We start from the raw sequence: 19,660 nt of genomic DNA on the forward strand, positions 1-19,660 counted from the left end.
GCACCCTCCATCATGAAACCCGCAAGCGCGTCACCCGCACGCCTGAGAAACCAGATCTTTGGCGCCTACTTTTTCCTGTTGTTGATGCTGGCGTTATTCCCGCCGTTTTACTTGAGCGTGAGTGGCAGCCGCGCCTTGGTGGTAGGCATCCCGCTGCCGATTTTCTATTGGATCGCCATTGCCGTACTCGCCGCGCTAGGGGTGTGGGGGTTGTATCTGGCCGAGCTCAAGGCCGGTGACATTCCTGACGAGGAGGGCGTGTGATGATCAGCACCAGCAGCGATGCCCACTTGTTCATTACCTTCGGTGTGATCGGCCTGTTCCTGGCCGGGATGATCGCCGTGCTCTATGCCACCAACCGCGAAAGCACCAGTTTTTCCGACTACGCCGTTGGCGGGCGCTCTTACGGGCCGTGGTATATCGCCATGTGCTACACCAACTCCTGGTGGCCGGGCTCGACCTTTACCGCGTTTTTTGCCCTGAGCGTGGGCGGCGCCCTGGGTTTCTACGGCATGGTCTATGCGACCCTGGGCGTGACCGCGATGTACCTGATGGCCAGCCGCGCCTGGACCTGGGGCAAACGCTTCAACCTGCGCACCCAGCCGGACCTGCTGGGCATGCGCTTCGACAGCCCGGCGGTAAAACGGGTGGCCTCAACTATCGGCATCATCTCGGTGTTTCCATGGGTGGTGATGGGCATCCAGGCCCTGGCGATGCTGTTCCAGTTCGCCAGCTTCGGCCGTTGGGGCGTCACCACCTGCTTGTTTGCAGGCGTGGCGGTGGTACTGATCCGCCAATACTGGACCGTGAGCATGGGCATGCGCGGGTTGATCATGACCGACATGTTCCAGGGCCTGATCGCCTACGTGGTGTGCGCCGGGGTCTGCGTGTTCCTGCTGTTCGGCGATCAGGCAGCGTTTTCCAACCTCTCGCAATTACCGGAAAAAATGCTGCAAATTCCCGGCGCCGCCGGCACCGGTTATGGCCCGATGTACATGTTCAGCCTGATCTTCACCGGCGTGATCGGCTCGATGTGCTGGCCGATGAGCTTCCAGCGCATCTACACCGCCAGCGGCGTGCGCTCGGTAAAAAAGGGCACGCTGTACACCATGCTGTTGGTGGGCGGGTTCTACGGCATCCTCATGCTGTTTGCTGCCGCCATCAGCCAGGACCCCAACGTGCTGGCCCATCCGCAACAAGGCTGGTTCCTCTCGCTGTTCGACATTGGCGGGCCATGGCTGCTGGCGCTGGCCATCGTCATCGTACTGGCCGCCAGCATCGGCCACGTCGACGGCTGCGTACAAGTCTGCGGCACCCAGTTCGCCAACGACCTGGCCACCTGGAACACCCCACGCACCGACCGCCAGCTCACCTTACTGGCCAAGGCCGGCATGGTGGTGTTTATCGTCGCCGCCTCGGTGCTGGCCTACCTGACCTTTGATTATTCGCGCCTGCAATTACTGGCGCAGATCTCCTACCAAGGCATCATTCAACTGGCCGTACCGCTGTTCTTCGGCATTTTCAGTCGACGTGGCAACAAACAGGGCGCGATTGCCGGCATGTTGGCGGGGATTATGGTGGCGATTGTACTGACCACGCTGTACCCGGATGACATTCCAGCGCTTGGGTCGTTGACCAGCGGGATTGTGGGGCTGGTGGTGAATGCTGCGATTTTTGTGGTGTGCGCGCTGGTGATCAAGCCGAGCGCGGTGGAGCAAGCGCGGGTGGAGGGGTTGTTTGAGATGGCCGCGAGTGGGCGTGGGGTGCAGGTGGGGGCTGCGCCGGTTATGAGTTGAAAATGGATCGGGGCTGCGGTGTGTGGCCCCGGTTTGAGCGTGTGACTTATGTGGACTAAATATGTGTTGGGTAAAGTCGAATTGCGGTAGCGCTGAGTTCAACAAATCCTGATTTCTGAGGTATGGGACCGTCCAACTCAATTAGGATTATTGAATCACCGAGCTTTAATGCTACACATCCTTCTTCGTCAGCTTGGACCAGTTCGGCGGTTATTTGGATGAGGCTGTTCTCCATTTTGATTTTTGAAGATTTTTCAGCGGTTGGCTTCACGTTTATATTCCATGAGAAAACCTCCTCAAAATCAAACTCAACGTCGATAATTTCACCGATTTTTGGCGCAGTATCGCTCCATAGTGCAGTGCCATCTCCGAAGGGTGAATGGAATTTTACGTGCAATACGTTCAGATAGGAAAATGTATCGATCACTACAATTTTCATGTTTTTTCCGAGTGAGAGATTGCCGGTTTTCGTGTGAGTGTTTTGGTAATGATTCGATTTTCTTACATTCGGCATCAACCCTGTCTGTTTAGCACTGTACTCGTTTGCAGTTACGATAAAAATGGGTTCGTCATAAAAATAAAGCTGTTACTGGCGCTGTTTGCAGCTTGGTTGTGTTACTACCTGTGCCAATACATTTGATGGTTTAAAAGAAGAAATACAGTCCGGTGTTGTTGTCAATTGCCAGTTTGTTGAGTTTGATTATTTTTCTTGCCAGCTCTTGGTTTTCGGGTATTGAATGATTTTCTAGTATATATAGTGATTTTTTGAGGTCTTCATTGGTGTTGATGCTCTCGTCTTCATAATCGTCGATCATCTTTCCAAGCGAATTGTTGATTTTGTCGATAACGCCTGATCCCATTAACTGCTGATATTCTGTATGGGTCAGGGGGCAATTCGCCAATAACGAGATTGGGCAATCGTCAGTGTCTAATAGAATCATCGCTTCTTTAGTCAAAGGCGTGCAGATAAGTTTCACTTTTCTATACTCTTGTTGAAGTGAGTGGCTTCGTTGTATTCACTCTGTGTTCTGCCCATTTGCTTTCCCGAAGGGGATAATTTGTTGTTTGGTACTATGCCTTCCAGACTGAGATAGCGTCTTGATCCCGGGAGTGAAGGGTCGTGTATTCTAAAGTATCCACCACTTAAATCTTCTACTATTTCAATGCCGTCAGATGGGTTTTTATATATTTTTTTACCTTTGTGCGTCGTTGTAGTAACTGGGTTTGAGCCCGCAAATTTGATGATACTTTCATTTAGATCGGCCGTTTTCCAGTTGCCTGAGTATTTGGCCGCCCGTTGTGCGCCCCCTGTTTGGGGTAGTTCAACATCTCCTTCGTCTGTTTTGGCGAACTTGGGTGGACTGCTAGCTGCAACAGCTGGATCACAGTTGCCTGCGCCAGGGCAAGTATTTAGCCCCAGCGGATCCACCCACCCCGTAGGGTTGGGCACATACCGGTACGCATTAATCCCACCCGCCAACTTCACCGGGTCCGGCGTCAGGTAGCGACCAATATCTGGATTGTAGTAGCGATGGCGGTTGTAGTGCAGCCCGCTTTCCGCATCGAAATATTGGCCCTGGAAGCGCAGCGGATTGTCGATTTTTCTGACGTCTAGGCGGGCGATTTCACCGTAGGCGCGGTAGTGCGCGGACCAGACGATTTCGCCTTCGGGGTTTGTCAGTTCCTGTGGCGTGCCGAGGTGGTCGAGTTGGTAGTGAAAGGGCTTTGTTTCTTGTGGGCCAAAGCCTTCCAGCAGTACCAACGGGCGAAAACTATCTGGCTCGTAGATATAGCTGCGATGGCAGTCCGCGTGGTGTTCAGCTACCAGCTTGTCGCCTTGCCAGAAAAACTCCGTGGTTTTTCCGTCCACCGTTTTGCTGATCCGCCGTCCAAACGGGTCATAGCGATAGCTGGCGGTTTGCCCGTTGGGCTGTGTGATCCCTATCAACCGATGCTGGCAGTCGTAACGGTACTCGGTGACGAGCTGATGACCCTTGCCACGTCGCTGTCGGATCAGATTGCCGAAGGCGTCGTAGTCGTAGTGATGATCGCCCTGAATCATCAACCGGTTCCCCGCCACGATGTCCGGGCCGGGGCGGTCTTGCATGAGCAGGTTGCCAGCCGGGTCGTGGCCGAAGCGTTCCTGCACGTCTTGCGAGTGGTCGGCGCGGGTCAGGCGGGCGAGGGGGTCGTAGTGGTAGTGGTGTTCGCCTTTGCGGGTGTCGAGCAGGCGGGCGAGGTTGCCGCTTTTGTCGTAGTCGTATTGGCGTTGGTAAAGGGTGTGTTGCTGTTGGCTGACGGCGTGGGTGTGCAGGCGGTTTTGGTCGTCGTAGTGGTAGTGGCTGAGGAGCTGGCCCTGCTGGCGTTGGTGTTCGCGGCCGGTCTTGAACAGATGGGAGGTGAGGGTTTTGCCGTTCAGTTCGACGGTGGAAAGGTGGCCGCCTTTGTCGTGGTTGAAGGTGAGGCGGTTATTGTCTGGCAGGCGCAGTTTGTGCAGTTGGCCGCAGGCGTCATAGCCGTAGCGCAAGGTGCCCCAGCCTTGGTGTTCGGCGGTGAGGCGGTTTTGTGGATCGTACTCGTAGGCCAGCGCCCAGTGGCCGTCGTCGACGCTTAGGAGGTTGCCTTGGCGGTCGTAGGCATAGTCGACAACATTGCCGTCCGGCAGGGTTTTTCTTACGAGGCGCCCGGCGTGGTCTCGCTTGTAACGGGTAACGAGCTGACTGCCGTCGTCGCCGTGTTCGGTTTTTTCCGCCAGGTTGCCGTTGAGGTCATACACGTAAGCCGTGCGCTGGCCGTCAAAGCCGATTTCCTGCTGGATCAGGCCATTGGGGTGGTAATCGAGTTGGTAGGTTTCGCCTGCCTCGTTTTCGATCGAGGTCAGCAGCAGGCGCGCATTGTCGTAGCGATACTTGACGTGGGTGCCATCGGCGTTGATTCGGCGGCTGATCAGGTGCAGGCCGTCGGCGTATTCGTAGCGGGTGACGTGGGTAAGTTCGTCGTGTTCGGCGGTGATTTTTCCGTAGGCGTTGTAGCTGTATTCGCGTGTTGCACCGCCTGGCAATACGACACGAATCAACCGACCCACACTGTCCCACTGAAACTGGGTCAGCGCTCCCTGTTCATCCTCGCGGGCAACCTGCCGACCAAGGTCGTCATAGCGATAACGCTTGATACCCCCATTGGGCAGCAGCTCCTCAAGCAACTGCCCACGCTCATTCCAAACCAGCCGATGGCAACTGTTATCGGGAAACCAAACCCCCGTCAGCTGCCCATATTTGTTGTAGCTGTAGTCCGTAATATTGCCGTCAGGATCGGTCTTGCGAATGACGTCGCCCTGATCGTTACGCTCATACTTCCAAACGGCCTCACCACGGCGTACAACCCGCACGAAACCGTTGTCATGCTCGTAGGACGTCGGCTCATCGTCCCCCGGAAACAGCGCCACCAAGCGTCCGGCGTCGTCGTACTGATACGCCGTCACCGCCCCAAGCGGGTCCTGCTCGACCGTCAGCCGGCCCTTGTCGTCATAAGACTTGAAGTGCTCAGCACCGTCCGGATCAATGCGCTGCACCAGTCGCGCACGGTCATCGTGGACATACACTTCCCGGCTACCATCAGCGTTATGCACCGTGACACGGCCGTCGTCACCCCAGGCATACCGCGTATCCATCTGCGAAAAGCTGGCCCAATGCCGAACACACCGCGCCGCCTTGCCAGCCCGTTCCCATTCCCAAAAGAAACTCGCCCCACCGGCCAGCCCGCGCTCAAGAATGATGTGCTGCTCGTCGTAGCGATAAACCTCGCTTTCACCCACCGCATTGGTCGCAGAGACCAGTCGGCCAAGTTCGTCATAGGCGTAGGAAACAACTTTCTGCTCAGTGACCCATTCAAACGGCTCATGCCCTTTGGCCCGATGAACCTGATAGTCCACCGCCACAATGCGGCCCAGCTCATAACGCAGAAACAGCGAGCGACCTACACCATTGTCCAGCCGCTCAACCCGCCCCAAACGATCGCGGAAAACCCGCAACCGGTTGTCATATGCATCGCTGATGGCGGTCAGCACACCCTCTTGAAAGTGGTAGAACCGCGACGCCTGGGCCAGCACCAGTTCATCGGGCAATTCCCCCAAATAGATCGCCGCTTCAGCCAAGCTATTGGTAATCGCCGGTCGAGCAGCGGAGGGCAGCACAAACTCAGTACGGCGATTCTCATGATCCGTCCACACCACCGAATCACCGGAAACAGAAAGCCGCTGCGCCAGCGAATGACTCCAGCCAAACCCCAACCCGCCATCCACTTCCACCGCGCTGGTGCGATACAGCCGTGTCCATTCAAACGGCAAGACCCCATCCAACGTGCCATCGGTGAGGGTCAGCAATTCCTCGCCGGTGACCATGGACACCGGGCAGCCGTTGGTAACGGTTCTGTCGGCCGCAGCCGCCGCATCGCCATTAAGGTTCTTGCCCGAAGCAGGCACGTCATCAACGTGTTCTTTTTGCTTAACCACCGCGTTTTGCCGCGCCCGCCAGCGCATCTGCAGCGTGCCTTGCTTCAACCCGCCAACCACTCCGCGAACCGCCACCGCCTTGTAACGGTCCACCGCCTGCATGAATTTGGTCAGCATCCCGAGCAGGCTCCTGACAAAACCCACAGCGGCATCCAGCACCCGCGCGCCGTACTTGGCCAGCCGCAAGCCGAGATAAGCCACGCCCGCCGCCGGCAACGCGATGGTCAGTACTGCGCCGATCACCAGATCAATCAGCAGCGACACTACAAACCCTGCCGCCGTTTCCGCGATTTCGCCGGGTGGCAGTGCGTCCAGCCAGAGCATCGCGGTGCGCAGGATCAGGTACAGCGCGGCCTCGTCGCTGGCCAATAACATGGCCTGTTCCATGACCTTGGGCGCATCGGTGGCCAACTGCGCCAACCTGGCGGCCTCGGCGCCGAGTTGCTCAGCAAATTTCAGCGGGTCTTCAAGAATCGCCTGCACCAGCTTGATGCTGTCCCATACATCGCGGATTGCCGCCCAACTGCCCGCCAGCACGCCGCTGCCAATCGCGCTGGCGGTCGATTGCTGCCAATAGGGTTTGAAATCCTTCCACTGCTCGCGCAGCCAGTGCTCCAGGTCGGCCGTCAGCCCTGCGTAAGAGGCAAACAGCGCGTCCACTTGCTGCGCAGAAACGCCGCCCTGCACCCGCACCTGATAGCGCCCACCAGCGGCGCAAAAATGCGAACCCTTGCCATGTTCATCGAGCATGACAAGCGTGGAACTGCCGTCATCCAGCCCGACAACCTCCACCGGGATATCGCCGATCGGCACGTCATACACTGATTCGAACAAGCTCTGGATTTTAAGCTCGCCGCCCGCCGGGCACAGGGCCACGGTGGAAAATCCCATGTCAGTAATACTCACGGACTGTTGCGCATCGCCAACCCGCAGCACACGGTCCATCCCCAACAGCGACGGCATGTCGGCAGCATGGCTGAGCGTATCCAACGCCCGCGCATACCAGGCGTCCATCTGCTGGCGATACTCCGCCAGGCTCCGATGAAAGCCGTTGAGCTCATGTTCGATAAAGGCGATGTGGGCGGCGTTGGTCATCCGTGACGTCTCGGCAAAAAATGGCAAGGCGTCGGAGTCTGCTGCAGGAAAAAGCCGCTGGACGAATGGTTGGAAAAATCAGAATGGGATGACGCAGGACGGGTAAAAACCGCGAAAAACTATCCCGAAGGACTACGCAAAAAAGCGAACCGGCTCATTGCAATAAAGTCATGCAAATAAAAATTACTCTCATCCTTGCCCGATTTGGCGACATGGCCGTCATGGTTAATAGAACCTCCATTACGCAGGATTTCCCATGTCGCGCCTTGCTCGTCCCTTGCACCCACTGGCCCTGTCGGTGGCGATGGCTTTTGCCGCTGTGCCGTTGTTCGTCGTCCAGCCATTGTTTGCCGAAGAAACCGGCAGCGCGTTGCGCCGTTTTTCGGTTCCCGCGGGTGATTTGAGCCAATCCCTCAATAGTCTCGCCGAGCAGGCCGGGCTGGTACTGGCGTTTGATGCAAGCTTGACGCGCGGCAAGCACAGCAACGGTGTGAGCGGGCAATACGACACCGACGTGGCATTGGCGCAATTGCTCGCCGGCAGTGGCTTGCAGGCCATCAAGATCTCCGCCGACCGCTATCGCCTCGAAGCGCTCCCGGACGATGGCGGCGCCATGCAGTTGCAGGCCACCACCATCAGCGGCGCCTACCAGAGCGAAAGCCCCACTGGGCCGGTGGCGGGTTATGTCGCCACTCGCAGCCTGTCGGGCACCAAGACCGATACCGCGCTGATCGAGACGCCGCAGTCGATTTCGGTGGTCACCAAGGACCAGATGCGTGCGCAAAACGCTGAGAGTCTCAACCAGATCCTGCGCTACAGCGCCGCCGTGGTGCCGGAGACCCGTGGGGCCACGGCTTCGCGCCTCGACCAACTGACTATCCGTGGCTTCGCCCCGGCAACCTACCTCGACGGCCTGCGTATGCCATCGAGCCGAGATGCCTTGCCGCAAAAAGACGCCTTCGACCTGGAGCGCGTCGAAGTGCTGCGCGGCCCGGCCTCGGTGCTGTACGGGCAGGGCACGCCAAGCGGGGTGATCAACATGGTCACCAAACGCCCGCTGGACACGCCGTTTCATGAAGTCGGCGTGGAATACGGCACCTTCAACAAGAAGCGCACTACCTTTGATTTAAGCGGCCCGATTGATGATCAGGGTGTGTATGCCTATCGCGTGGCGGGGTTGTTCGATGACGCCGATGGCCAGGTCGACCACACCGAAACCCGCCGCCAGTCGCTGTCCAGTGCCTTCACCTGGCGCCCGGACGATGCTACCTCGCTGACCTTGCTTGGGCATTTTCAGAAAGACCCGAAGGGCGCGTCCTACGGGTCGGTGCCAGCCTGGGGCTCGGTGCTGCGCAGCCCTACGGGACGCAAGATCGATGTGGACTTCTATGACGGTGAAAAGAACTTCGAAAAAAGCGACCGCGAGCATTACTCCCTCGGCTATGCCTTCGAACATCACTTCAACGACGTGTGGACGGTGCGCCAGAACGCCCGTTACCTGCGCGCCGAGGGCGTCTATCGCAGCATCTATAACAGCTACCTGATGGGCGACTACCGCACCTCCAAGCGCTCGACCATCGCTGCCGATGTGGACATGGGTGCCTACACCCTCGATAACCAGGTGCAGGCCAAATTCGACACTGGTTCGTTGCAGCACACGCTGTTGATGGGGCTCGATTACCAGAACACCCGCACCGACACCAAGACCGGTTATGGCAGTGGCCCGAACCTGGATATCTTTGATCCGGTCTACGGCGCGCCGGTCACCACACCCGCGTTCATCACCGACGCGACCTCGCGCAGCGAGCAGACCGGTGTTTATCTGCAAGAGCAAATGAAGTGGGACCAATGGGTGTTGTTGCTGGGTGGTCGCTATGACTGGGCCAGCACCGACAGCACCACCAAAACCATCAGCTCCGGCACCAAGAGCAAGTCGTCGCTGGACAGCAAGGCCTTTACCGGGCGGGTCGGCCTGGTCTACCTGTTCGATAACGGCCTGGCGCCGTACGCCAGCTACGCGGAGTCGTTCAACCCGCAATCGGGCACGGGTTACGGCGGTTCGGTGTTCAAGCCGACCGAAGGCAAACAGTATGAAATCGGCATCAAGTACCAGCCGCCAGGCAGCAACAGCTTCATTACGGCGGCGATTTTCGACTTGCGCCAATCCAACGTGCCGACCATGGATCCGGACCCGACGCACCTGTGCGGCAGTGGCCGCTGCCAGATCCAGGACGGCGAGCAACAGTCCCGTGGCTTTGAACTGGAAGGCAAGGCCAGCCTCAACGACAACCTGAACATTACCGCGGCTTACGCCTATCTGGACAACCGCGCGAGCAAATCCAACAGTACCGTTCGCTACGCGCCGATCAGCGATGTCGGCACTGGGCCGGCGATTGCCGTTGAGGGCACCACCACCTACGGCGTGCCACGCCATACGGCCTCGGCGTGGGCCGACTACACCTTCCACGACGGCCTGCTCAAGGGCTTCGGCGTGGGGGCGGGCGCGCGGTATGTGGGCTCGTCCTGGGGCGATACCGCCAACACCCTGAAGGTACCGGGCTACACCTTGATGGATGCGGCGCTGCACTACGACATCCCGAATATCGCCAACCCCAAAGACAACCTGCGCCTGGCGCTGAACGCGACCAACCTGGCAAACAAAGAATACGTGGCCTCGTGCTACTCCTATTCGTGGTGCTGGTATGGCTCGCAGCGCACCGTGCAGGCGAGTGCCACTTACCAGTGGTAATCGGCACCCTTTAGGGTGATCCGTTTTTTGTGGCGAGCGAGCTTTTGTGGCGAGCGAGCTGTTGTGGCGAGCGAGCTTGCTCGCGCTGGGCTGCGCAGCAGCCCCAAAACCTGACACTTGGGTACACCTGAAGTACACGGTCATCCGGTCAAGGGGCCGCTGCGCGCCCCAGCGCGAGCAAGCTCGCTCGCCACAGGTTTTTGCCAACATTTATTAGGTAAATGTTTACCCAGGAAGGCAATTTAATGGCCCCTTTGTAACAAAATCCCCGCCAAAATCACTTTTATTTTCAGGTGGTTAGATGGGGATGCAAATGCGCACTGTTGGAATGATGCTGATCGCCTGTTCCCTGGCTGGCGGCGCGGCGAGCGTGCAGGCCCGAGAGTTGCGCGAGGGTGACAAGTACATGTGCAGTTGGGGCGCAGGCACTGCCGCCAGGGCACAGGAACTCAAGCTGTCGGGTGTGTCGCTGTATGCCGCGCGGCAGAAGATCCAGACCATCAAGTTCAGCAAATCGTGGATGCGCATGATGGCCATGGGCATCACCGAGCAGACCTACGACAGCCGCTCACGGCTCAAGCCCGACGTCATCCGCCAGAGTTTTTACCAGGACTGCCTGCGCTACAAAGTGGCGCGTAAATGATCCAGGGCTGTTTTGCACCGGTCAGTGCAAAATCTGCGTAAGCCTGTCCAACTTTGCCTTGGCGCTGCTGGCCATACTGGCGCCAGGTAAACCAAGAGGCACAGGCCATGACTGATTACGTATTCCCCCCCGCGCCAACCCCATCCCTGGCCGTACAGGGCAGCGACGCACGTTTCCCGCTGCGCCGCGTGTTCTGCGTGGGCCGCAACTACAGTGAACACGCCCGTGAAATGGGGCATGACCCGGATCGCGAACCGCCATTTTTCTTTATGAAACCGGCTGATGCAGTGGTGCCGGCCGAAGGCGTGATCGCCTACCCGCCGCTGACTGCCGACCTGCACCATGAGGTGGAACTGGTGGTGGCCATCGGCAAGGGTGGGGTGGATATCAGCCCTGAAGACGCTTTGTCCCACGTTTGGGGGTATGGCGTCGGCATCGACTTGACCCGTCGCGACCTGCAGGCCGAGGCGAAAAAGCTCGCGCGTCCGTGGGATTGGGGCAAGTCGTTCGATGAATCGGCGCCCAGCACCGCCTTGCAACCTGCGAGCGTTATCGGGCACCCGGCCAGCGGCAAGATCTGGCTCAAGGTCAATGGTCAGCAGCGTCAGGTCGGCGACTTGGCTGACCTGATCTGGTCGGTGAGTGAAATCATCAGCTACGCCTCAAAATCCGTAGCACTCAAGGCCGGTGACCTGATCTTTACCGGCACCCCGGCAGGCGTCGGCGCGTTGCAGCGTGGGGATGCGGTTACCGCTGGCATCGAGGGCATCGGCGAGTTGAGTTTCACCCTCAGCCAGGGTTGAGGCTAAAGTGGTGCCCAGGCCATTCGAGAGACTGTTATGCCAGGCACCCGCGTCACCACCTATGGCATGGAACAACGCAGCGACCGCCCCGACTTCTATATCCGCGACAAGCGCGGGCGGGCGGCGCTGACCAGCCCGCATCGGCATGAATACTTCCAGATTCAGATCAACCTGGGCGGCGACACCGTGCAACATATCGGCGGCGCGGTGCGTCCGTTCCCGCACAAAGCCATGGCGTTTATCCTGCCCCATCGCCTGCATGTGATTCCCCACCCGCAAGACGGCGAGTTCATGCTGATCAACTTCAGCCAGGCGTTCTTCCTGCCGCAGTTGACCTGCGACCCGCTGGACCTGGAAGACATCCCCATCAGCCAGGCGCCGGAGCTGTCACCGTTCCGTTTTCAGGAGCACCTGGACTTCATCCTTGACGACGCCGACTTTGAACAAGTGCACATCTGGCTCGGCCATATGCGCACCCTGGACGCCCAGCGCACTTTCGGCGCGCGTGAGCGCTTGAAGGGCTACTTGTTCCAACTGATCGGCCTGGTTTGCCAGCAGTACGCCGAACCCTTGCAGGCGTTTGCCGCCAATAACACCACCCGACGCGGACGCAAAGACGCCTTGGCACGGGTGCACGGCTATATCCGCGAGCATCTGCACGAGCCGGGCCTCAATCTTACTGACGCTGCGGCCGCTGCGTTCCTGTCACCCAACTACCTCACCCATTTGCTGCGCAAAGAAACCGGCAAACCCTTTTCTCAGTGGGTGCTCGACCGCCGCATGCAATTGGCGCGCACCTTATTGCTCAACACTGCGCAATTGATAGGTGCAGTTGCCCTGCGTTGCGGGTTTACCGACGAGGCGTACTTTTCCCGCTGCTTTCGCAAGGCCCATGGCCTGGCGCCGGGGCAGTTTCGGCGTCAACAACAGGCAAAACCCCTGTAGTCGAGCGCCTTCTCTTACAAATCCACGACAATCTGTGTGTTTCTATTTACATACAATTGCGTGCATCCACGGAGGAGGCATCTATGCAAAACCCTATTCGGCTGGCGACGCTGGCGGATATCGACACGTTGTTCGCCATTCGCACGGCCGTGGTGCAGAACCACTTGAGCCGTGAGCAGATGGCGGATCTGGGCATTACGCCACAGGTGCTGGCGGACAGCATCCGTGAAGCGCCGTGCGTGTGGCTGGCAGAAGTGGAGGGCCAGCCGGCGGCTTTTTCGATGGTCAACTTTGACAGCGGCGAGGTATTTGCGATGTTCGTATTGCCCGCCTACGAAGGCCGGGGTTTGGGCCGCCAACTGATGGCGGTGGCTGAAGCCGCACTGTTTGAGCACCACCCGACGCTGTACCTGATCACCGACGGGCGCGGTGAAATCCGCGCCAACGGGTTTTACCAACGGCTGGGCTGGACGCAGGTGGGCCGGGTTGAGGGCGATGATGTGCGGTATGAAAAGAGCAGGGCACCTTAAATCATGAACCCGGCAGAACCCCCGTCCACCAACGGCCTTCGCTATGCGACGATCGGGGTTGCGTGCGCCGCGGTGCTGCTCGGCATCTTGTTTATGCGCTTCAATGCTCAGGTTGACCTGGAACGGGAAGAGGCCGCCGAACGCTTGGCGCTGTGCCAACATCTTGAAAGTGTGGCCCGTGCCACTTCGACTACCAGTCTGGAATCGCTTGAGGCCTGTAAGCAACTCAGAAAGCGTTACAGCGAGAGTGCCGCGCCGTGATAAGCAATAACCCTATTTGAACAATGGATATATAGCCACTAAGTGATAAGGGCTATATCGGTTTATTGCACCAAAAAGTGGCACTTGTTGACTTGGCTACCTTAAAAATCATGTGGTTATTGAATGACTTACGCGGCTTTTAATCCGACGAAAGGAATAAAATAATCTTGTTGCAGGTTTTGACAATCGTTACTATAGCCGGGCGTTCACCTCCCACGGTTTATGCATTTTTAAATCCCAAGTTTCCATCAGCTACTTGGGATTTTTTTTGCCTGGAGTTTGACCTCGGCATCACACTTCACTATCAGCGAACTCTGCACGCATGCGTCCATTGCGTTTGGCCTGATACAGCAACTTGTCGACCGACTCGACGAACGCCAGCAGGTCGCTGTTGGGCGTCACGGTATGCGTGCCCACCCCCAGGCTCAGGCTCAGCAACTTGGAAACCGGCGAAACGGCGTGTTCGATCTGCTGCTGGCAAATCAAGTGCAGGCAGCGCTGCGCCACTTGCCTGGCTGAGGCTGCGTCGGTTTCGGGCAGCAACCACACAAATTCCTCGCCGCCGATACGCGCAATAAAATCCCGTGGCCGGTTGGCCGCCTGCGACAAAGTGCGGGCCACCTGGCGCAAGGCTTCATCGCCCTTGATATGGCCGTAGTGGTCGTTGTACTGCTTGAAAAAGTCTATATCCAGAATAATCAACGACAGCGGCAATTGGCTGCGCAGGGCACTGGCCCATTCGCGTTCGAGCACGGTGTCGAACATGCGGCGGTTGGCGATGCCGGTGAGGCCGTCCTGGAAGGAGTATTCCTCCAGTTGTTTTTGCAGGCGGATCAAGTGCTCTTCGGTCTTCTTGCGCTCGCTGATATCGAACATAAAGCCAATCAAGGCTTCGACTTCGCCGTCCTTGCGCACCACATGCACCACATCGCGGATCCACACATACTCGCCGTTGGCCGTCAGTGCGCGGTAGTCGGCTTCGTGGTCCACGCCGGCACGCGATTGCGACACGCAAAAGTTCACCACGTATTCACGGTCGTCCGGGTGCATGCGTTCGACCCAATCATCCACGCTCACCCAGCTTTGCGGGCTCCAGCCCAGCAGCGTTTCGATCTGCGGGCCGATGTAGCTGAAGGTCATGCTCTGCCAGTCGATGCGCCAAGGGATGGCCTTGGTCGACTCCAGCAGGGTTTTGTACACGTCGCTGTCGGGCTGGCTCGGGGGAACGATGCTCATGGCGGGCGGCTCAGGGTGATGGCGAAAAGCCAAGAGCGTCTTTTGATACAGGTTGTGAGTCAAGCCCTTGCCAAAGCAGCAGACGAGAGGTCGTGTGTTGGGTTTCTGGCGCCAGTGCACCAGCGTTTACAGGGCGAAATGTGGCACAGCTATCACTTTTGAATTAATTGTTCAGTAGCAGGCAAAACCTTATCTATGCTGGTTGCATCACACCCACAGGGTCGAACCCAGGGATGGGGGCTCAGCATGATTGCGCTCGACGAACTCAATAAGATCATGGCCGCGGGCTTCCTGCCGCTGGCCTGTGATTGCAGCCTCAACAGCGACGGCTCGCTGCGCATCAGGGTGTTCGAGCCAGCGTCGGGTCGCGTCGATCTGCTGTTGACCCGGGTCTCGCCCCAAGGCCTGGACAGCATCCGTTCCATCTCAAACCTTATTGGCGAACTGCGCACCGAGATCAAGGCCGGGCGGCGTGGTTTTGCGGCAGTCGGTTAACTGTTGACGCTGCTGGTGGGGGCGGTGTCAGCGCCATAGTAGCGCCAGCAGCAATGCCGATGTTCCGGCAGGATTACGCAGCCGCTGAGGCTGACGATCAACAGGGCGGCAACCAGCATAGAGAGTCGACGGGGCATGATATTTCCTCATTGTGTGTTTTGCGTTACCTGTTGAACGCCACCACCTGCACAAATCCGTCGCGATGCTTTCAAACATTTCATCCAGCGTTTTCTTCCCTTGAGCAATACTCCCATCGTCGAGAAACAATTCACCGTTCTCGCGACGGATTTTCCTGTGCCCAGCGTTCAACCCATCAGATGCGAACATTTTCGTCCGCCGTATGAAGGAGTTGCCATGAACCCTCTGGCCAAATTGCGCTATGCCTTGTTGGTCCCGCTGGCCTTCGCCGCGCTTGTCAGCACCCCGACCTTTGCCCAGACCGAAGTGATCATTCGCCAGGCCCCACCGGCCGAACGCGTTGAAGTGATCCCGGCTGAGCGCCCGGGCTTTGTCTGGGACCGTGGCCACTGGCAATGGGAACGTGGCGCGTATGCCTGGGTGCCGGGCCACTGGCAGGAAGTAGTGCGTAACGCACGCTGGGAGCCTGGGCACTGGGAATCCCGTGGCCCCAACTGGTACTGGCGCAAAGGGCACTGGATTCGCTGAAACCTCTTAGCCCCCGGACCGAGTATTACCTGATTGAAAGACACTGATCCGGACGTTGAGCTACTGGCACGTATCGGCAACAACGAACCTGCGGCCGTCAACGAAATGGTGACGCGCAAGCTGCCGCGCCTGCTTGCGCTTGCCGGGCGGCTGCTGGGGGATGCCGACGAAGCCAAGGACGTGGCCCAGGAAAGCTTCCTGCGCATCTGGCGCCAGGCGGCCAACTGGCGCCCCGGCGAAGCGCGTTTTGACACTTGGCTGCACCGCGTGGCGCTCAACCTGTGCCATGACCGCTTGCGCCGGCGCAAGGAACGCCCGTTGAACGAGGATGAAGCGCTGGAACTGGCAGACAGCGCACCCTCGCCAGATGAACAGTTGGAAACGGCGGACCGCAGTGCAAGGATGGCCGCCGCCCTGGCGGCCTTGCCCGAGCGCCAGCGTGAAGCCATTGTGCTGCAGTACTACCAGGAGCTGTCGAACATCGACGCCGCGGCCCTGATGAACATCAGCGTCGAGGCACTGGAGAGCCTGCTGTCGCGGGCCCGACGCCAGTTGCGCAGCCAACTTGCCGACACACCCGGGCTCGCCCGCCCAGGAAGGGGAAAACCATGACACCTGAACGCTTTGCGCACTTGGCTGACGCCTACGGCGCCAGCCTGCATCGCTGGCCCAGCGCCGAACAAGCCGCTGCCCAGGCACTGCTCGACAGCGGCAACCCACGCGCGCGCGAGGCGTTGCGCGAGGTCGGTTGGCTCGACGCCCAGTTGGACAGCCATCAGCTGGTGTTCAACGAACCGGCGCTTGCACGACAGATTCGCGAGTCTGCACCGCGACGGCCGTCGTTCTGGGCACGCTATGCCAACTGGCTGTCGCCTGCCGGGTTGGTGGGCGTGGGCATTGCCGGCATTGCCGCCGGGGTACTGGTGGCGTCACTGAGTGTGCCGTTGCCGATGCTGTCATCCGACGTGCTGCCCAGCGTCTTCGATCAGGGCGACGCCGATGTCGTCTTCACCGTCAACGCCGAGGAAACCGAGCAATGACCCCAACATCCCTTAAACCCTGGCTGGTTTTCTCGGTATTACTCAATGTGTTTTTGATCGGTGGCGTGGGCGGCGGCCTCTATCACTGGATGGCTACCGCCAAGCCCGCCGAAGCGGTGGTCAACCAGCACGGTCTGCGCCAGGCGATGATCAAGTTGCCGATGGAGCGGCGCAAGGAATTGCGCCAGTTGTTGCGCCACAACCGCGCCGACAGCCAGCCGCTGATCATGGCCGGTCGCGAAGCACGCCTGGGGGTGATCAAGCAGTTGGAAGCGCCGACGCTGGATCGCGATGCGCTGGTCACTGAACTGGCCAAGGCCCGCGAGGCAGATGCGGCGCTCCGGGCATTGGTGGACGCAACGCTGGCGCAGTTTGCGAGCAATTTGCCCCAGGATGAACGGCAAAAACTGGTCGAGGCGCTGTACCAGCGCGGGCAGGCCAAAAACCGCGAGAAACTGCCGCAGGTGGCGGGGACTAGACCGCGTTCCTGAGCGGTTGCTCACATCCAGATGATGCCATGCGATCCAAGTGTGGGAGCTGGCTTGTCGGGTCGCCGCATCGCTGCCTGCGTATCGAGTGCGCCGACGGAGTATTGCCACGAGCGTGTTGGCCTTGCGTCTCGACTCGCTGCAAGCGCTTGGGTACCTTGAGCACGGCGGCGTGTTGCCGTTTGTGATCCGTTAGACTGTGCAACGGACCCGTCAAGGAGCGCTCGATGATTGACCCGCAAGTACTGCAACAGTTGGCCCCGGATGGCGTACTGCGCGCCGCTATTAACCTTGGTAACCCGGTGCTGGCGCAGCGCGGCGCCGACGGCGAGCCGCAGGGTGTGTCGGTGGCACTCGCACGCGCGCTGGCCGAGGAGCTGGGCGCCAGCCTGGAGCTGATCACCTTTGACGCCGCCGGCAAGGTCTTTGCCGCCTTGGCCGAAGACGTGTGGCGCGTGGCGTTCCTGGCGATCGAGCCGGTGCGTGAGCAGCAAATCGCCTTCAGCGCACCGTATGTGGCGATCAAGGGCACGTACCTGGTGGCGGCTGATTCGGCGCTGACCCAGGTGGCGCAACTGGATGCGCCGGGCAAGCGTATCGCCGTGGGACAGGGCGCGGCCTACGACCTGTACCTGAGCCGAACCGTGCAGCACGCCGAACTGGTGCGTGCGCCCACTTCTGCGGCGGCGGTGGACTGGTTTATCGAGCAAGGCCTGGATGCGGCGGCGGGGGTGCGGGATTTTCTGCAAACCCGTGTGTCTGCGCACTGGCGCCTGCTTGACGATAACTTCATGACCATTCACCAGGCCATGGCCGTTCCAGTGGCGCATGCAGCCGCTGCCGCGTTCGTCAAATCCTTTGTCGAACGGCAGAAAGCCAAGGGTGGAGTCAAGCGCGGTTTGCTGGACAGCGGGCAGAGTGCGGACTTACAGGCGTCGTAGGAACGACTTGACGATGTGGCGGGTGGCGTCGGTGGTGTCCAGTTCGTCCATGGCGCCGTAAGCGTGCCATCGGCAGTCAATGATCTCGTTGCAAGGGCGCGCCTCGCTGATGTTGACCACCGAGGCCTCGAACACGTGATGCACGGTGTCGCGGGCCTTCAGCTCCTGCAAGTACAACAAACCATCCACATTCAACCCGGTTTCTTCTTCCAGCTCGCGTGCGGCGGCGCCGACCGGGCGCTCGTCACGCTCGACCTTGCCGCCCGGCAAGGCCCATTTCGAGCGGGCCTTGCGCACGAAGAGGATATGCCCCTGGTGTTCACAAATTACGGTTGCACGGATTTTCAATGTCTACACCTGCCTGGCCCAATGACTGTCATGAAAGTGTAATGCAATTGTCATGCTGATTCAGGCTGGCATGCACCAGCGGTGATGTGGATACTGCCCCCTTGATGAAAACGGACGAGGACAACTGATGAATACCGTACGTTGGGGCATGATTGGCTGTGGCAGCGTCACTGAACTCAAGAGTGGACCCGCCTTCTACAAAGCGCCAGGTTCGGCGCTGGTGGCCGTGATGGGGCGCCGTGAAGAAGCTGTGCGTGATTATGCGGCACGCCACGGCATTGCCCGTTTCTATACCGACGCCCAGGCCTTGATCGACGACCCCGAAGTGGACGCGGTGTACATCGCCACACCGCCCGACAGCCACCTCGAATACAGTCTGATGGTGGCGGCAGCCGGCAAGCATTGCTGCGTCGAAAAGCCCATGTCGCTGAATGCCGAGCAGAGCGCCTTGATGCAGCGCACCTTCGAGCGGGCCGGGCTGCACTTATTTGTTTCCTACTACCGCCGTTCGTTGCCGCGCTTCCAGCAAGTACGCGACTGGCTGCAGGCAGGGCGCATTGGCGAGTTGCGCCACGTGACCTGGAGCCTGTGCAAGCCACCGGCGGCCGCCGATGCCAGCGCTGCCAACTGGCGCACCGACCCGACTATTGCCGGCGGCGGCTACTTTGCCGACCTGGCGAGCCATGGGTTTGATTTGTTCCAGTACCTGGCCGGCGATATCGTCGAGGTCACCGGGTTTACCGCGCGCCAGGCCGGCAATTATGTGGCTGAAGATGCGGTAACGGCTTGCTGGACTTTCGCGAATGGCGCGCTGGGCATGGGTTGCTGGAACTTTGTCGCAGACCGGCGCGAAGACCGCGTGGAGCTGATCGGCAGCCGCGGCCGCATCACCTTTGCCGTGTTTGAAGACCAGCCGTTACGCCTGGAAGGTGAGGTGAATGAGGTGCTGGAAATACCCTGCCATGAACATATCCAGTGGCATCACGTACTGGCCATGAATGCGCATATTTGTGGCGAAGCCGAACATCCGTCACTGGCGATCGAGGCGCTGAAGACCGACCGGATCCTCGATAAGGTGTTACTCCGTAACCCTAATTTGCCGGGTTAATGGGGA

The 19,660-nt window shown here is 59.2% G+C and carries 21 protein-coding genes; 15 read left to right on the forward strand and 6 right to left on the reverse strand.

Annotated elements, in window-relative coordinates; genetic code table 11:
- Positions 1 to 12: 12 nt before the first annotated feature.
- Together HU759_RS13345 and HU759_RS13350 are read left to right on the forward strand one after the other, a co-directional pair.
- Entirely contained in the window at positions 13 to 264 is a 252-nt protein-coding gene (locus HU759_RS13345) for a hypothetical protein (RefSeq protein WP_017134608.1), read from the forward strand.
- On the forward strand, positions 264 to 1,796 hold the full coding sequence (locus HU759_RS13350) for a sodium:solute symporter family protein (RefSeq protein WP_170040102.1): 1,533 nt from the start codon (positions 264 to 266) through the stop codon (positions 1,794 to 1,796). The genes HU759_RS13345 and HU759_RS13350 overlap by 1 nt, the downstream gene beginning before the upstream one ends.
- A 55-nt stretch (positions 1,797 to 1,851) precedes the next feature.
- On the opposite strand, the gene HU759_RS13355 is transcribed toward HU759_RS13350, so the two are convergent.
- The 3 genes from HU759_RS13355 to HU759_RS13365 form a co-directional block, all read right to left on the reverse strand.
- Entirely contained in the window at positions 1,852 to 2,235 is a 384-nt protein-coding gene (locus HU759_RS13355; protein WP_170040100.1) for a hypothetical protein, read from the reverse strand.
- Between the two features lie 205 nt (positions 2,236 to 2,440).
- On the reverse strand, positions 2,441 to 2,773 hold the full coding sequence (locus HU759_RS13360; RefSeq protein ID WP_170040098.1) for a hypothetical protein: 333 nt from the start codon (positions 2,771 to 2,773) through the stop codon (positions 2,441 to 2,443).
- Entirely contained in the window at positions 2,770 to 7,401 is a 4,632-nt protein-coding gene (locus HU759_RS13365) for an RHS repeat-associated core domain-containing protein (protein ID WP_217858156.1), read from the reverse strand. The genes HU759_RS13360 and HU759_RS13365 overlap by 4 nt, the downstream gene beginning before the upstream one ends.
- 256 nt (positions 7,402 to 7,657) lie before the next feature.
- On the opposite strand from HU759_RS13365, the gene HU759_RS13370 reads away from it, so the two are divergent.
- From HU759_RS13370 to HU759_RS13395, 6 genes are all read left to right on the forward strand, one after another.
- Complete coding sequence (locus HU759_RS13370) at positions 7,658 to 10,150, forward strand: TonB-dependent siderophore receptor (RefSeq protein ID WP_170040094.1); 2,493 nt, start codon at positions 7,658 to 7,660, stop codon at positions 10,148 to 10,150.
- A gap of 313 nt (positions 10,151 to 10,463) precedes the next feature.
- Entirely contained in the window at positions 10,464 to 10,793 is a 330-nt protein-coding gene (locus tag HU759_RS13375) for a hypothetical protein (RefSeq protein ID WP_026013691.1), read from the forward strand.
- 107 nt (positions 10,794 to 10,900) lie between these two features.
- Positions 10,901 to 11,596: a fumarylacetoacetate hydrolase family protein gene (locus HU759_RS13380; RefSeq protein ID WP_170040092.1), complete on the forward strand. Its 696-nt coding sequence runs from the start codon at positions 10,901 to 10,903 to the stop codon at positions 11,594 to 11,596.
- Between the two features lie 36 nt (positions 11,597 to 11,632).
- A complete protein-coding gene (locus HU759_RS13385; protein WP_017136887.1) occupies positions 11,633 to 12,541 on the forward strand; it encodes an AraC family transcriptional regulator in 909 nt (302 codons plus the stop codon).
- A gap of 83 nt (positions 12,542 to 12,624) precedes the next feature.
- Positions 12,625 to 13,071 (forward strand): GNAT family N-acetyltransferase, encoded by a 447-nt coding sequence (locus tag HU759_RS13390; protein WP_017136886.1) that lies wholly within the window; start codon positions 12,625 to 12,627, stop codon positions 13,069 to 13,071.
- A gap of 3 nt (positions 13,072 to 13,074) precedes the next feature.
- Positions 13,075 to 13,332, forward strand: coding sequence for a hypothetical protein (locus HU759_RS13395; RefSeq protein WP_017136885.1), 258 nt, complete (start codon positions 13,075 to 13,077; stop codon positions 13,330 to 13,332).
- Positions 13,333 to 13,623: 291 nt separating this feature from the next.
- On the opposite strand, the gene HU759_RS13400 is transcribed toward HU759_RS13395, so the two are convergent.
- Positions 13,624 to 14,568 (reverse strand): sensor domain-containing diguanylate cyclase, encoded by a 945-nt coding sequence (locus HU759_RS13400; RefSeq protein WP_017136884.1) that lies wholly within the window; start codon positions 14,566 to 14,568, stop codon positions 13,624 to 13,626.
- Positions 14,569 to 14,814: 246 nt separating this feature from the next.
- Here HU759_RS13400 and HU759_RS13405 point away from each other — a divergent pair, with 246 nt between their 5' ends.
- On the forward strand, positions 14,815 to 15,063 hold the full coding sequence (locus HU759_RS13405; RefSeq protein WP_017136883.1) for a DUF1652 domain-containing protein: 249 nt from the start codon (positions 14,815 to 14,817) through the stop codon (positions 15,061 to 15,063).
- Here HU759_RS13405 and HU759_RS13410 read toward each other — a convergent pair.
- Positions 15,060 to 15,200, reverse strand: a complete 141-nt coding sequence (locus HU759_RS13410) for a hypothetical protein (protein ID WP_017136882.1) — start codon at positions 15,198 to 15,200, stop codon at positions 15,060 to 15,062. The genes HU759_RS13405 and HU759_RS13410 overlap by 4 nt on opposite strands.
- A gap of 217 nt (positions 15,201 to 15,417) precedes the next feature.
- On the opposite strand from HU759_RS13410, the gene HU759_RS13415 reads away from it, so the two are divergent.
- The 5 genes from HU759_RS13415 to HU759_RS13435 all read left to right on the forward strand — a co-directional run bounded on the left by HU759_RS13415 (position 15,418) and on the right by HU759_RS13435 (position 18,198).
- On the forward strand, positions 15,418 to 15,729 hold the full coding sequence (locus HU759_RS13415; RefSeq protein ID WP_017136881.1) for a YXWGXW repeat-containing protein: 312 nt from the start codon (positions 15,418 to 15,420) through the stop codon (positions 15,727 to 15,729).
- A gap of 33 nt (positions 15,730 to 15,762) precedes the next feature.
- Positions 15,763 to 16,341: an RNA polymerase sigma factor gene (locus tag HU759_RS13420; protein ID WP_017136880.1), complete on the forward strand. Its 579-nt coding sequence runs from the start codon at positions 15,763 to 15,765 to the stop codon at positions 16,339 to 16,341.
- The gene (locus HU759_RS13425; RefSeq protein ID WP_099547787.1) at positions 16,338 to 16,769 is read left to right on the forward strand and encodes a hypothetical protein; all 432 of its coding nucleotides are present in this window, start codon (positions 16,338 to 16,340) and stop codon (positions 16,767 to 16,769) included. Before HU759_RS13420 ends, HU759_RS13425 begins: the two co-directional genes overlap by 4 nt.
- Positions 16,766 to 17,260, forward strand: coding sequence for a periplasmic heavy metal sensor (locus HU759_RS13430; RefSeq protein ID WP_017136878.1), 495 nt, complete (start codon positions 16,766 to 16,768; stop codon positions 17,258 to 17,260). Before HU759_RS13425 ends, HU759_RS13430 begins: the two co-directional genes overlap by 4 nt.
- Positions 17,261 to 17,484: 224 nt before the next feature.
- Entirely contained in the window at positions 17,485 to 18,198 is a 714-nt protein-coding gene (locus tag HU759_RS13435; protein ID WP_017136877.1) for a transporter substrate-binding domain-containing protein, read from the forward strand.
- Here the strand turns inward: HU759_RS13435 and HU759_RS13440 are convergent.
- Positions 18,184 to 18,546 (reverse strand): NUDIX domain-containing protein, encoded by a 363-nt coding sequence (locus HU759_RS13440; protein ID WP_017136876.1) that lies wholly within the window; start codon positions 18,544 to 18,546, stop codon positions 18,184 to 18,186. The two genes, HU759_RS13435 and HU759_RS13440, sit on opposite strands and share 15 nt — an antisense overlap.
- A 127-nt stretch (positions 18,547 to 18,673) precedes the next feature.
- On the opposite strand from HU759_RS13440, the gene HU759_RS13445 reads away from it, so the two are divergent.
- Positions 18,674 to 19,654, forward strand: coding sequence for a Gfo/Idh/MocA family oxidoreductase (locus HU759_RS13445; RefSeq protein WP_099547789.1), 981 nt, complete (start codon positions 18,674 to 18,676; stop codon positions 19,652 to 19,654).
- The last annotated feature ends 6 nt before the right edge of the window (positions 19,655 to 19,660 follow it).

Origin of the sequence: Pseudomonas sp. OE 28.3, from assembly GCF_014268205.2 — a bacterium.
Lineage (GTDB): Bacteria > Pseudomonadota > Gammaproteobacteria > Pseudomonadales > Pseudomonadaceae > Aquipseudomonas > Aquipseudomonas edaphica.